The organism is Streptomyces sp. NPDC029292 (assembly GCF_055569295.1).
In genome coordinates, this window is sequence record NZ_JBVHXR010000006.1 from 67,031 (window position 1) to 80,070 (window position 13,040).

General features: G+C 70.9%; 8 protein-coding genes and 4 pseudogenes. 5 read left to right on the plus strand and 7 right to left on the minus strand.

Annotated elements, in window-relative coordinates:
- Positions 1 to 26 precede the first annotated feature (26 nt).
- Both ACZ4WS_RS15480 and ACZ4WS_RS15485 read right to left on the minus strand, forming a co-directional pair.
- A pseudogene (locus tag ACZ4WS_RS15480) lies at positions 27 to 390 on the minus strand (PEP/pyruvate-binding domain-containing protein); the annotation flags it as partial.
- Between the two features lie 22 nt (positions 391 to 412).
- Positions 413 to 1,321, minus strand: coding sequence for a universal stress protein (locus tag ACZ4WS_RS15485; protein WP_467980647.1), 909 nt, complete (start codon positions 1,319 to 1,321; stop codon positions 413 to 415).
- A gap of 299 nt (positions 1,322 to 1,620) precedes the next feature.
- Here ACZ4WS_RS15485 and ACZ4WS_RS15490 point away from each other — a divergent pair, with 299 nt between their 5' ends.
- From ACZ4WS_RS15490 to ACZ4WS_RS15500, 3 genes and pseudogenes are all read left to right on the plus strand, one after another.
- Positions 1,621 to 2,085 (plus strand): Crp/Fnr family transcriptional regulator, encoded by a 465-nt coding sequence (locus tag ACZ4WS_RS15490; protein ID WP_467980649.1) that lies wholly within the window; start codon positions 1,621 to 1,623, stop codon positions 2,083 to 2,085.
- Between the two features lie 42 nt (positions 2,086 to 2,127).
- Positions 2,128 to 2,751: pseudogene (locus ACZ4WS_RS15495) on the plus strand (CBS domain-containing protein); the annotation flags it as partial.
- A gap of 129 nt (positions 2,752 to 2,880) precedes the next feature.
- Entirely contained in the window at positions 2,881 to 3,582 is a 702-nt protein-coding gene (locus ACZ4WS_RS15500; RefSeq protein ID WP_467980650.1) for a response regulator, read from the plus strand.
- 59 nt (positions 3,583 to 3,641) lie between these two features.
- Here ACZ4WS_RS15500 and ACZ4WS_RS15505 read toward each other — a convergent pair whose 3' ends face one another.
- From ACZ4WS_RS15505 to ACZ4WS_RS15520, 4 genes and pseudogenes are all read right to left on the minus strand, one after another.
- A complete protein-coding gene (locus tag ACZ4WS_RS15505; RefSeq protein ID WP_467980652.1) occupies positions 3,642 to 5,387 on the minus strand; it encodes a sensor histidine kinase in 1,746 nt (581 codons plus the stop codon).
- A 219-nt stretch (positions 5,388 to 5,606) separates the two neighbouring features.
- Positions 5,607 to 6,116, minus strand: coding sequence for a flavodoxin domain-containing protein (locus ACZ4WS_RS15510; protein ID WP_467980653.1), 510 nt, complete (start codon positions 6,114 to 6,116; stop codon positions 5,607 to 5,609).
- A gap of 16 nt (positions 6,117 to 6,132) precedes the next feature.
- Positions 6,133 to 6,854, minus strand: a pseudogene (locus ACZ4WS_RS15515) (CBS domain-containing protein).
- Positions 6,855 to 6,866: 12 nt separating this feature from the next.
- The gene (locus ACZ4WS_RS15520) at positions 6,867 to 9,560 is read right to left on the minus strand and encodes a bifunctional acetate--CoA ligase family protein/GNAT family N-acetyltransferase (RefSeq protein WP_467980655.1); all 2,694 of its coding nucleotides are present in this window, start codon (positions 9,558 to 9,560) and stop codon (positions 6,867 to 6,869) included.
- Positions 9,561 to 9,787: 227 nt separating this feature from the next.
- Here ACZ4WS_RS15520 and ACZ4WS_RS15525 point away from each other — a divergent pair.
- Both ACZ4WS_RS15525 and ACZ4WS_RS15530 read left to right on the plus strand, forming a co-directional pair.
- Positions 9,788 to 10,168 (plus strand): annotated as a pseudogene (locus tag ACZ4WS_RS15525) (universal stress protein); the annotation flags it as partial.
- A 61-nt stretch (positions 10,169 to 10,229) separates the two neighbouring features.
- The gene (locus ACZ4WS_RS15530; protein ID WP_467980657.1) at positions 10,230 to 10,631 is read left to right on the plus strand and encodes a universal stress protein; all 402 of its coding nucleotides are present in this window, start codon (positions 10,230 to 10,232) and stop codon (positions 10,629 to 10,631) included.
- A 21-nt stretch (positions 10,632 to 10,652) separates the two neighbouring features.
- Here the strand turns inward: ACZ4WS_RS15530 and ACZ4WS_RS15535 are convergent, their stop codons facing one another.
- Positions 10,653 to 13,040, minus strand: a complete 2,388-nt coding sequence (locus tag ACZ4WS_RS15535; RefSeq protein ID WP_467980659.1) for a glycoside hydrolase family 65 protein — start codon at positions 13,038 to 13,040, stop codon at positions 10,653 to 10,655.

The following is a 13,040-nucleotide window of genomic DNA, read 5'->3' on the forward strand; positions in this document are numbered from 1 at the left end:
GGTGGCGGGCTTCCTGATCGTGCACGGGCGGCCTTGGCGAGTCCGATGACGGATTCGTCGCCGAGGCCGATGTCGAGGATGGTCTCCATCATCCCGGGCATCGAGAACTTGCTGCCCGAACGCACGGACAGCAGCAGCGGGTTGTCCCGGCCGCCCAGCTCACGGCCGGTCCGGCGCTCCAACTCGGCCAGTATGTGAGCGACTTGGGCGCCCAGCTCCCCGGGTTCCTCACCGGTGGCCAGGTACTCCCGGCAGGCCTGGGTGGTGACGGTGAAGCCGTGCGGTACGGGCAGTCCCAGCCGGGTCATCTCCGCGAGGTTCGCGCTCTTGCCGCCGAGCAGGTCCGCCATGTCACGGCCGCCCTCGGCGACGTCGGACGTACCGGGTCATCTCTCTCACCCTCCGGGGCTGTTCAGACGTGCGGGACGACGGCAACGGGGCAGGGCGCGTGGTGCAGCACGGCGTGTGCGACCGAGCCGACATGGGTGCCAGGACGGGCTTCCCGCGTCCGGCGTCCCACCACGACGAGGGCGGCGCCGGCCGAGGCGCGTACCAGCTCACTGGCGGCACGCCCTTCGGTGACGGTCTCGGCGACGGCGACCCCGGGGAACTTCTCGCACCAGGGGCGCAGCGTCGCGACCACTGCGTGCTCGTGCTCGGCGAGCAGCTCCGGGCCGTTCACCGGGGCGAGCCTGTCCACCGCCGCGAAGGCCGACGGGGCGCTGAAGGCGTGGATCACCCGCAGGGGGGCTCCACGGCGTCGGGCGGCGTCGAAGGCGAACTCGATCAGTTCGTCACAGGGACGGTCGGTGCCGAGGCCGAGAACGACGTCGCGGTAGGGGGTCTCGGGTATCTCGTCGGGGGAAATCCCGTCCACCGCCGAGAAGTGCTCGTCGGCCGCGCACTCTCCCGCGCGCACCAGCACCACGGGATTCGGTGATCTGGCGACGACCCGCTGCGACACCGATCCCGTCAGGAACCCCGCGACGCCGCCGAGTCCGCGGGAGCCGAGAACCAGCAGATCCGACTGCTCGGCCGCCGCCAGAAGGGCTGCCACCGGCGAGTCGGCCACGGACTGGTCGATGACCTGCAGGCCGGAGTGCGCGGCGCGCACGCTGTCCGCTGCTCGCGCCAGCAGGTCCTCGGCCCAGGACCGCTGCGACATGTCCGCGGGCACGGACGGGGCCGGCCGCGGCTGCCACTCCCATGCGTGCACCAGGCGCAGCGCCGTGCCTCGGCGCATGGCTTCCCGGGCCGCCCAGTGCGCGGCGGCCAGGCTTTCGGGAGAACCATCGATCCCCGCGGCGACGTGTCGAAGCATGATCCGCACCTCCTGCCTGCATGCCCGTGGATTCCTCTTCTCCCCATCGAGCCTGGTACCGGGGCGGGCACGGTTGCAGGGGCCGGGCAGGCCCTTCCGAAGGGCCCTTCGGCCCAAGGCTGTCCCAGCGCCCACGGCACGAGCGGCATCCCTCCCGCATGGCGCGGGGACAGGCTCGACCTCAGCTCTGACCGATGCCATGCGGCCCGGCCTCGGGGCCGGGTGGCCCATGGTGAAGGCGGGGTGCTGGGGCGAGATTGGAGTTGGCAGGATCACGCTCCCCGGAAGAGGACAGGATCATGAACGCTTCCCCCACTTCCAGCATGCTGCGGGCGTTGCCCGCGGGCCACAGCGAGCGACTGATGGGCATCGCCCGGGAGGTGTCGTTCCCCCAGGGAACCCGCCTGTTCGAGGAGGGACGGCGCGCGGACCGATTCTGGATCATCCGGACCGGCACGGTGGCCCTCGACATCCATGTGCCTGGCCGACGCGCGGCCGTCATCGAGACCCTCGGGCACAACGAACTCATCGGCTGGTCCTGGCTGTTCGGACCGCGCACCTGGCACCTGGGCGCCGAGGCCACCAGCCCGGTGCGTGCGTACGAGTTCGACGCCGAGGTGGTACGCGCCATGTGTCAGGCCGATCCCGCGCTGGGAATGGCAGTGGCCCAGTGGGTGGGTGACATCGTCGCCCATCGACTGCGGTCGGCCAGGACCCGGCTGCTGGACCTGTACGCGCCCTATGGCAGCGGAAACCGCGGCTGACCGCGTCGGAATCCACCAAGGAGTCACCGTGCATGGGAGCCGACCCACACCGTCGCAGCCGTCGGCCGTGGGGCCAACTTCAAGGAAATCGTGCAACTGATGGAGCAGTGGAAGGTCAGCGCCCTGCCCGTCCTGGAGGGCGAGGGCCGGGTGATCGGCGTCGTCTCCGAGGCCGATCTGCTGCCCAAGGAGGAGTTCCGCGACAGCGACCCGGACCGCTTTACGCAACTACGGCGCCTCTCGGACCTGAATAAGGCCGGCGCGTTGACCGCCGGGGAGCTGATGACGTCGCCGGCTCTCACCGTCCAGGCGAACGCGACCCTGGCACAGGCCGCCCGGATCATGGCACACGCCAAGGTCAAGCGGCTCCCCGTCGTTGATGAGACAGGCAAGCTCGAAGGCGTCATCAGCCGCGGCGATCTCCTCAAGGTGTTCCTCAGGGACGACGAGGACATCGCCGAGGTCCGCAGGGAAGTCGTGGCGTACCTGTTCCGCGCGCCGTTGTCCCCTGTGCGTGTGCAGGTGCGGGAGGGCGTCGTCACACTCGCCGGCGAGGTCAGGGACACCTCCTTGGTGCCCGTGGCCGCGCGTCTGGTGCGGGCCGTCGAAGGTGTGGTGGACGTGGACTTCGAGCTGACCGGCCCGGCCCGCCAACCGCAGCCGTGACCCGGGGCCGAACACACAACTACGCTCTGGTTGGGCCGGTCGGCACCTAGTGCATTCGGTTCCGCAGGGCGATGATCGTCGTCACAGTCAGCTCATGGTCCGCAGTCCACCAGCGAACAAGGGGTCGTCATGGCCGAGGCGCGTACCTTTTCGGAACAGGACCCCATCCGGGTCTTCCTGCTGGACGACCACGAGGTGGTACGCCGCGGTCTGACCGACCTCCTGGACGCCGAGCCGGACATCTCGGTGGTCGGCGACGCGGACAGCGTCGAGCACGCGCTGGTGCGCGTGCCGGCGCTGCGTCCGCATGTGGCCGTCCTCGATGTCCGCCTGCCGGACGGTGACGGAATCAGCGTCTGCCGGGAGCTGCGCAGCCAGATGCCGGAGCTGTCCTGTCTGATGCTGACGTCGTTCGACGACGAGGAAGCGCTGCTCGACGCGATCATGGCCGGAGCCTCGGGCTATGTGCTCAAGCAGATCAAGGGCTCCGACCTGGTCTCGGCGGTACGCACGGTCGCTTCCGGTCAGTCGATGCTGGACCCCACGACGACCGCCCGGCTGATGCGCTCGCTGCGCGCGGACCCCACCGAGGCACCGGCCCTGCCACCCGAGCTCGCCAGTCTGTCGCCCCGCGAGCGGGACATTCTCGCGCTGATCGGTGACGGACTCACCAACCGCGAGATCGGCAAGAAGCTCTATCTGTCCGAGAAGACGGTCAAGAACCACATCTCCCGGCTGCTCGCGAAACTCGGTGTCCAGCGCCGAGTCCAGGCGGCCGTCCTGGCCAGCCACCTCGAACAGCCCGACTCCACCGACCACCCGACGCGCTGAGTCCTCCCGGCCTGCCCTCTTCGTCCTGACCCGCGGCCGGGACCACGCCCTCCGACGGGTCAGCCTCCCGCCGCGTCGCCGTCCGCGCGCACGGGAACCCGCCACACCAGCCGCGTGCCGCCGCCCTCCGGCCGTTCGGCGAGCGTCAGTGTTCCGCCGAGACCGACGGCCCGCTCCTCCAGGTTCTTGAGCCCGCTGCGCTGGACGTCGCTGGGCACTCCGCAGCCGTCATCCGTCACCGTGAGCGTCAACTCGCCACCGGCGCACTGAAGTCGAACGTCCACGGCTTGAGCGCCGGAGTGCCGGGCCGCGTTGCTCAGCGCTTCGCCGAGCACCGCGACCGCGTGGTCCGCGATGTGGTCGGGGACGTCCGTCTCGACAAGCCCTTCGATCCGTAGCGCGGGCGGGAATCCGAACGATGTGGTGGATGCCGTCACCGCCTCGGACACCCGGCCCCGCAATCCGTTGCCTTCCCTGCCGCTTCCGCCGTGTGTACGCAGGCCGAAGATCGTGGATCGAATGATCTTGATGGTGTCATCGAGGTCGTCGACGGTTCGTGTCAGCCGCTCCATGCCCTCGGGGTGCTCCATGAAGCGCTGGGCGCTCTGCAGCGTCATCCCGGCCGCGAAGAGCCGCTGGATGGCGAGGTCGTGCAGGTCACGAGCGATACGGTCGCGGTCCTGGAGCAGCGCGATCTGTTCCGCGTCCCGCCGCCGTTCGGCCAGCTCCAGGGCAAGCGCCGCCTGGTCGGCGAACCCGAGCAGCGGTCCGGTGTCCGCGTCGCCGAACGGCGTACCGCCCGGCACTCGCCCGAGCAGCAGCACGCCTCGCGCCTTCCCGCTGGTGCCGAGCGGCACCGCGACCACGGGTCCGAGCCCGGCCCACTGGGGCTCCCCCTCACCGGTGCGGGAGTCGTGCTCGATGTCCGCGCTGACCACCGGCTCCGCGGAGCTCAGTGCGGCGGCGACGAATCCGTCCCGGGCGGGCAGCACCAGTCCGCTGCGCTGCTCCGTGCCCAGGCCGACCGCAAGCACCGGCCGCAGTGTCTCGTCACCCGTCAGGCGCTCCGCGATCATGCCCATGTCCGCGGAGACGATCTTCCGGGCCTCGTCGACGATCAGTTCCAGCACCTCCGCGCTGGGCGCGCCGGTCAGAAGAATGCTCGTGACCTTGCCGCTGGCCCGCTGCCAGCGCTCGCGGAGCCTGGTCTCCTCGTACAGCCGTGCGTTCTCGATGGCGACCCCGGCGGCCACTGCCAGCGTCGACAGGACGGACTCGTCCTCTGTGTCGAATTCCTTGGCACTTCGCTTCTCGGTGAGGTAGAGGTTGCCGAACACCTCGTCGCGTACCCGGATCGGGACGCCGAGGAAGGAGTGCATCGGGGGGTGGTGGGCCGGGAAGCCGTACGACGCCTGGTGCTCCGAGAGCTCCGGCAGCCTCAGGGGCACCGGGTGCCGGATGAGTTCGCCCAGGATCCCGTGCCCGCTGGGCAGCGCCCCGATCTCGGACCTCTGCTCCTCGTCGATGCCGACGGGGATGAACGCGGACAACTTCCGGTCGCTGCCGATCACGCCCAGCGCCCCGTACTCGGCGTCGACCAGGACCACGGCGGCCTCGACGATGCTGCGCAGCACCTGCGGCAGGTCCAGCTCTCGCCCGACCGACAGGACGGCCTCCAGCAGGCTGTGCAGGCGGTCCCGGGTACCCCGCACCGCGTCGATGCGCACCTGTAGTTCGCCCAGCAACTCGTCGAGCCGAAACTTGGGCAAATGCTGCTCGGAACCCCCGCGCGCGTCCACGCCCATCGCTTCCTCCGGCCGATTCAGCGGACAAGAGACCGACCGCGCACCAGTTCGCCTGCCCTCACCGTACTGCTCGGAAGGCCTGGGCATCACTGTGCAATGGGCCGAAGACCGGGTGGGGCCCGGTTGCGCCGAAGCGCTGAGGGGCATGGTCCGGTACTTCAGCAGCACCGGACCGGAGCCGCAGGTCCTGCTGCGGACCGGTCGGCCGACGGGTACGGCTCAGCTCCTCGGGGCCCCGGCCACCAGCTCGGTGCCTATATGCGCGGCCCATGCCTCGATCTGCTCGAAGTCACGGAAGTCCCCGCCCTTCCCGGAAGAAACTATCTTCCGGGCTATGAATCCTTTCGCTCCCTCTTCGAGACAGCCACCGAACGTGACGTGCTCATCGACATCGAGCCGGGTCATGGCCCGCTGCACGCCGGGGACGGGCGGGATGTCCTTCTCCGAGGCCGAGGCATCGAGCGGTCCGCTGCTGAAGAACCACAGAGGGCACCCGACCAGCGCACGCCCGTGACGGCGGACGAAGCGACGGGCGTCCTTGTGCCAGCGCCCCGCGTACAACCCGCCGCCGACCACTACGGCGTCGTACGAGTCCACACTCGTGACGGACCGGGCGGGCTTCGCCTCGGCTTGCACTCCCTGCTTGCGCAGAACTTCTGCGATGGTCTCGGCGATCCGCGCGGTCGATCCGTTCTTCGTTCCATAGGCGACCAGCACATTGCTCGGCATGGCGGTGCGCCTCCTTTCAGAGCCTTCGCAGCCAGTCCTCGGTGACACCGTGCACCGCAGGCTCGTCCGGCCTCAGGTGCGAGTCGTCGAGCCGGTAGGTGAGCTTGTCGACCACCCCGACCACGCCGTCGATCCGGTTGGTCATGGAGGCGGCTGTCTCCGCCTCACTCTTGCGCTCCACGTGGCCGTCGAGCGTGACGACACCCTGGTGCACGCGAGTGAGGGCGTGAGCCACGGCGAGCGGACGAGGACCTCGTCGATCACCTCCCGGCGAATCACATCGTCCGGTTGCAGGAAGACCCGGATCAGGTCGCGGCGGGTGACGATGCCTACGAGCCGTTCCTCTTCGTCCACCACCGGCAGCCGCTCCACGCGGTGCTGCGCCATCGTCCGGGCGGCCTCGGCAATGGTGTGGTCGGCGTGCACGGTGATCGATGGCACGGTCATCAGGTGTCCGGCCGTGCGGGCGTGCGCCTTCGCGGCCTGCCGGCGGGCGCGGCGCGTCAGCCCGGTGAACCGGAAGCGGCGCTTCGTCTCGTACGGGTCGGGTATGTCCGCCTGCCGGGCCATGAGGTCGGTCTCGGAGATCACGCCGAGGACCTTCTCGTCCTCGTCGACGACCGGCAGCCCGCTGATGCGGTGCTCGGCCAGCAGCCGCGCCACCTCCTTGAACGGGGTGCCGTACTGGGCCGTGACGACCTCGGTCGCCATCACGGATCCGACCTTGTTGTGCTTCATGTGTGTTCCTCCTCAGCGCAGTCGGCGCAGATAGGGGTCCTGGGCTCGGCGCGGCAGCAGGCGGACGCGTGCGTCGAGCACGGTGACCGCGGCGGGAGTCGCGAGGACGGGGTTGAAGTCGGCCTCGGTGAGTTGCGGCAGGTCGCCCGCCATGCGGGACAGACGCAGCAGAAGCTGTTCGAGGCCTTCGAGATCGACCGGCCGGCCGCCGTGCGCGCCGAAGAGCAGCGGCGCGCAGCGCGGGGCGGTGATCAGGTCGTGAACGTCGTGGTCGGTCAGCGGGGCGAGGCGGGCCGCGTGGTCGGCCAGCACCTCGGTCGCCGTACCGCCGAGCCCGAACAGCACCAGCGGGCCGAAGACCTCGTCCTGCGCCACGCCCGCGAACAGTTCGGTGCCGCGCGCGGCCAGCGGCTGGACGACCACCCCGGTGATGAGTCCGGCGAACCGGGTCTCGAAGTCCCGGAAAGCGGCGCGCACTTGGGCGTCACCTTCGAGATCGAGATGCACGGCGTGCTGTTCGCTCTTGTGGACCAGACCGGGCCAGTGGGCCTTCATGACCACACGGCCGTCGGGGCCGCGCAGCCGCTTCGCGGCGATGACGGCGTCGTCCTCGGCCTCGGCCCACGCCCAGGGCAATTGCGGAATTCCATAGCAGGCCAGCAGTTCGGCGCAGGTGCGCGGATCGAGCCAGCCGCCGTCCGGGTGGGCGGCGAGGTAGGTCTCGGCGACCGCGTGCGCCCGGGCCGTGTCGACCTGGACGAGCTCTGGAACCGTGCCCGCAGGTCGGCTCAGCCAGGCTGCGCGCCGGGCGGCATGCGCCAACGCCCTTGCCGCCGCTGCCGGCTCTGCGTACGACGGGATCGTGCCCCCCTCCCTCGCGGGCAGCAGCCTGACCGGCAGGTCCTGCTCCAGCCGCACCGCGGCGACCGGCCGGGTCCGACGGCCGGGTCCGTCGGTGAGCGCCCGGACGAGGTCGTCGCCGGTCGCCGCGGCGACCGCGGTGGGAACGAGGGCGAGGAGGACGGCGTCGATGTCCGAGAACCGCAGGAGCCGGTCCACGCAGTCCCTGAGCTGGTCCTCCGTGACGGACGCGGTGACGTCGACGGGGTTGCCCACGGCGGCACCCTGGGGCAGCACGGCGAGCAGGTCGTCGATCAGAGCGGGGGTGGAGGGAGGCAGGGACAGCCCGGCCTCGATGCATGCGTCGGCCGCGAGGACACCCGCGCCGCCCGCGTTGGTGACGATCGCCACGCGGGTTCCGGCCGGGAGTGGCTGGGAGTGCAACAGTGCGGCGGTTTCCAGGAGCTCGCCCACCGAGCGGGTGGCGGTGATGCCCGCCTGGGTGAACAGGGCCTGCCGCGTCATGGTCGGGGTCGCGGCGGCCGCGGTGTGCGAGGTGGCGGCGCGACGACCGGCCTCGGTGCGGCCCGCGTCGACCGTCAGGACGGGCATGCGGCGGGTCACGCGCCGAGCGGTGCGTGAGAACGCGCGCGGATTGCCGAAGGACTCCAGATGCAGCAGGGCGAGGTCGGTGCGGCCGTCGCTCTCCCACCACTGCAGCATGTCGTTGCCGCTGACGTCGTACTTGTCGCCGAGGGACGCGAAGGAGGAGACGCCGATGCCGAGCCGGGACAGGCCGTCCAGGAGGGCGATGCCCACTCCTCCGGACTGCACGGCGACACCCGCCGTGCCGGGGCTGGGGTGGTCTGCGGCGAAGGTGGCGTCGAGGCGGAGCCTCGGCTCGGTGTTGGAGACGCCAAGGCAGTTGGGCCCGACGAGCCGCATGCCGTAGGTGCGACACGCCGCAATCACCGCTTCCGCCTGGTCGCTGTCGAGCCCGGCCGACACGACGAGCAGCGCCCGTACGCCGGCCTTGCCGCACTCTTCGGCCGTGGCAGGGAGGGCTGCGGCCGGGATCGCGAGGACCGCGAGATCGGGGACCTTGGGCAGCGCGCTGACCGACGGGTAGGACGGCACCCCGAGGATCGACGTGACGCTGGGGTTCACCGCAAAAAGCCGCCGGGTGAAGCCGCCCGCGTGCAGATGGTGCAGCAGGGCCCGCCCCACCGACCCCGCCCTGCGCCCGGCACCGACCACGGCGACGGCGTCCGGCCGCAGCAACGGCTCCAGGCTGGCCACGTCGGCGGCCCGGCCACGTGCCTCGACAGCCGTGAGGTAGGCGTCGTCCTCGTCGAGTGCGATGGTGCAGCGCGCCTCGGGGCCCTCGAAATGGCGTGCGGTCCGCAGGCCCAGGTCGGCGAAGAGCCGAAGCACTTCGTGGTTCTCCGAGAGCGCGTCGGCCGTGAACGTGGTGATGCCGTCCGCACGGGCGGCGGAAATCAAGTGCTCGACGAGAAGGGTGCCGACACCCCGGTGGTGCAGCCCGTCGGCCACGGCGATCGAAAATTCCGCGGTGTCCGCGTCGTGTCCGGACTCGTATTCGGCCAGGCCGATCACCTGGCCGCGCGTCTCGGCGAGGAGTGCCCGGTATCCGGGGCGCGGTGGCGCACAGGCCCGGTCGGCGGCCATGTCGGCGCAGCGGCGGCTCGCGGCGAAGAACCGCAGCCGCAGGTTCTCGGGCGACATCTCCTCGTACAGGCCACGCAGTGACTCGCGGTCGCCGGGCTTCACGGACCGAATGCACACGGTGGCGCCGTCCTGGAGCAGGGCGTGAACGGTGGGGCGGCTGCGCTCGTCGTCCGTCATCTCGGGCCTCCTTGAAACCTCTCGACAGTTCGAGCATCCAGCGGTCCGCAGGCACCTCCCAGGGGCTGATCGGGTGCGGCGTATGGGCCGGTCGGCCCCAAGTCCGGCCCAGCACGCTGCGCGGGGCCGGCAGGCCCACTTCGGATCCATACGGCCCCTGTGCGTCGCGTGGGCGTTCGACGGACTGTGAATCCCTGAACTCCACTGCGGACAGAGGATGAATCGCCATGGCGCAGTCGATCGTCGTCGGGTTCGACGGATCCACCCACAGCCGGACCGCGGTCCACTGGGCGGCTGGCGAGGCGGAGCTGCGCGAGCTGCCGCTGCGCGTCGTACACGTCTCACAGTTGCCCGACGAGCAACTGCTGACGACTTGGCCCCACCGCCGCGAACCCGCTCCCGCCGCCTTGGTCAAGTCGCTCGAAGAAGATCACCCCGGGCTCCGGGTCGAGGTGGTCGTCCTCACCGGAGCCACGGTGCCGACGCTGCTCTCGCTCGGCTCTCGAGCTTCCTGCACGGTTCTCGGGCTGCGTGGCGCGGGAGACTTCCCGGGTCCGGCCGTCGGCTCCGTGGCCCACGAGGTCGCCGCACGCTCGGACCGGCCGGTGGTGCTGATACCGCGCAGCCCAGGCCGTACGAACGGCGAGCGGCGGGCGGCGGGCGGACCAGGTGACGCTGGGCATCGACGCCCGCGATGCGGTGCGCGCCGTCGTGGACTTCGCCTTCGACACCGCGCGACGACGCGGCGCCCGGCTGCACGCCGTCCACGCCTGGCACCTGCCCTCCCCTGCCGAGCGGTGGATGCCGTTCGCGCTGCCCGAGGAGGACCGGGGCGCGTGGGAGGACCAGGAAGTGCAGCTGCTGTCGGACACGCTGCAGCCATGGCGGGAGAAGTATCCGCACGTGGACGTCTACGAGGATGTCCGCCTCCAGAGCACGTCGGCCGCCCTGGTCCAGGCGTCGGCCCCGGCGGGGCTCCTGGTGGTCGGCCGCACGGGCCGAACGCTCGGTCCCACGGCACGCGCCGTACTGGAGCACACCAGGTGCCCGGTGGCTGTGGTTCCGCACTGACGACTGACAAGGGCCGCCCGGTCACCGGTCCGGCAGGGTGAGGGCGCAGGATTCTCCGGGAGCCACGGAGACGGTCCGATCAGGGAGGGCGATGTCGATCGGATCCCCGTCGGACGCGGGCACGGCAACCCTCAACTGGTCGGCGGTGAGGTGAAGTTGCACCCCGAGATGGCCTCGGTAGCGGATCGCGAAGCCGTACTCGGACAGCTCCGGCAGCGGCACCGGATCGAGCCGCAGCGCGCCGCCCCGGGTCTCCAGACCAGTCAGACAGCGCTGAACGAGATCGAGAGTGCCGGCCATGGCACCGAGATGGATGCCCTCCCCCGTGGTGCCGCCCTGCAGATCGGCGATGTCCCCGGCCAGCGCCTCGTGCACGAACGTCCACGCCTCCCCGCGCCGCGCCCGGGCCAGCACCCACCCGTGCACCAGGCTGCTCAGCGTCGAGCCGTGACTCGTGCGGCGCAGGTAGTGGTCGACGGTGCGCCGCCACATGGCGTCGTCCACCTCGTGCCCGAGCCTGCGGAACAGGCCGCCGAGTTCGGCGGGCGAGAAGAGGTACCCCAGCATCAGGACGTCCGCCTGTTTGGACGCCTGGTAGCGGTTGACGCTGTCGCCCTCGGCCTCCAGGATCCGGTCGAGCCGCCGGATGTCGCCGTACCGTGCGCGGTAGCCGGCCCAGTCCAGCTCCTCCAGTGCGCCGTAGCCATCGAACTGGCTGATCACCCCGGCGTGGAAGGGCACGTACAGCTTGCGGGAGACGTCCTGCCAGCGGTCGAGTTCGGCCGCGTCGAGGCCGATGCGCTCGCAGAGGTCCCGGCGCGGCAGTTCCGGAAGGTCGTACAGGACGTCGAGGGTGCGGGCGATCACCCAGGCGGCGGTGACGTTGGTATACGCGTTGTCGTCGAGCCCGGGCCGCTCGGCGCCGGGGTAGGCGTCGTGATACTCGTCGGGGCCGACGACGCCGCGGATCCGGTACCGGCCGAGCGCCCCGTCGTACGCGGCGAGGCCGGCCCAGAACCGGGCGATCTGCACCAGCATCTCGATGCCCTTGGTGTGCAGGAACTCCGTGTCACCGCTCGCCTCGCAGTACTGCCACACGTTGTACGCGATCGCCGAGCCGACGTGGTGCTGGAGCCGTGAGTGGTCGGGCAGCCAGCGCCCGGAGCGCGGGTTGAGATGCAGTTGCTGTGTTTCTTCCCGGCCGTCGCTGCCGCTCTGCCACGGGTACATCGCACCGGCGTGTCCGGCGTCGCGAGCCGCGCGGCAGGCCTGCTCCAGCCGGCGATGGCGGTAGGTGAGCAGGGCGCGGGAGACCTCGGGGAAGTGCAGGTTGAGGTACGGCAGGACGAACAGTTCGTCCCAGAAGACGTGACCGCGGTAGGCCTCGCCGTGCAGACCGCGTGCCGGGACGCCGACGTCCAGCTCGGCGGTGTGCGGGGAGAGCGTCTGGAGCAGGTGGAACAGGTGCAGCCGCAGCACCGGGCCCGCACTGTTCGGCACGTCCAACTCGGCGTTGCGCCAGAGCTGTTGCCAGGCCGTGCGATGGGATTCCAGCAGCGTCCCGAAGTCCGGGGCACGGCCGACCCGGTCGAGAGCGGCGTACGCCGGGTCCTTGCTGGCCGGGTCGTGGGAGGTGTGCAGGGCGACCGTCTTGTCGACCGTGACCGTCCGGCCGTCGGCCAGGGAGAGCCGCAGCAACTGAGCGGCCCGCGCGCCCTCGTGCGCGTCGACGGTCTCGACGGCGTCCGCGCCGGTGACAGCCACGGTGCGGGCCGCCAGGCCGATCCTGATGTCGGAGGCGCTGGTCCGGCAGTCCAGCCAGATCGTGTCCGGCGCCGCGGTGCCGGTCCGGACGTCCGTGAGGTGCCGGGAGGCGAGGGAGCGGTAGCGCTCCACTCCGGTGTTGGCGACCGTCCCGTCGAGTGCCGACTCGACCTCGATCTCCCCCGACCAGCCCGCCGCCGTCAACTCCGTGCGCAGCAGCGCCAGATGGGGGTCGGCCATGTGGACCAGCCGCAGCTGACGTACGGCGAGGCACCGGCCGTCCTCGTCCTCGTAGCACAGCGTTCGTTCCAGGGTGCCCGCGCGCAGGTCCAGATTCTGGTGGTGGTCGAGGAGCTTGTGGGTGTCGGGCGAGAGCCAGTTCCCCGAGGCGGTACGGAGACGGAGCGGCAGCCAGTTGGGAAGGTTGACCATGTCCTCGTTCTCGACCCGGCGTCCGGCCACCTCCGAGGTGAGCCGGTTGTAGCAGCCCGCCGCATACGTGCCCGGGTAGTGGGCGGCGTCCGCCACGCACTCGGGGGCTGCGCCGCGGGTGGCGAAGTAGCCGTTGCCAAGCGTGCACAGCGATTCGCGCAGCCGTTCCTGTGCCGGGTCGTAGCCCTCGTATTCCCAGGTCCAGTCGCGCAT

Excerpts from the sequence above, each read along its gene's own strand:
- ACZ4WS_RS15520 (WP_467980655.1), bottom strand. The coding sequence starts at position 9,560 with ATGACGGACGACGAGCGCAGCCGCCCCACCGTTCACGCCCTGCTCCAG.
- ACZ4WS_RS15490 (WP_467980649.1), top strand. The coding sequence starts at position 1,621 with ATGAACGCTTCCCCCACTTCCAGCATGCTGCGGGCGTTGCCCGCGGGC.
- ACZ4WS_RS15500 (WP_467980650.1), top strand. The coding sequence starts at position 2,881 with ATGGCCGAGGCGCGTACCTTTTCGGAACAGGACCCCATCCGGGTCTTC.
- ACZ4WS_RS15510 (WP_467980653.1), bottom strand. The coding sequence starts at position 6,116 with ATGCCGAGCAATGTGCTGGTCGCCTATGGAACGAAGAACGGATCGACC.
- ACZ4WS_RS15485 (WP_467980647.1), bottom strand. The coding sequence starts at position 1,321 with ATGCTTCGACACGTCGCCGCGGGGATCGATGGTTCTCCCGAAAGCCTG.
- ACZ4WS_RS15505 (WP_467980652.1), bottom strand. The coding sequence starts at position 5,387 with ATGGGCGTGGACGCGCGCGGGGGTTCCGAGCAGCATTTGCCCAAGTTT.
- ACZ4WS_RS15535 (WP_467980659.1), bottom strand. The coding sequence starts at position 13,040 with ATGCGCGACTGGACCTGGGAATACGAGGGCTACGACCCGGCACAGGAA.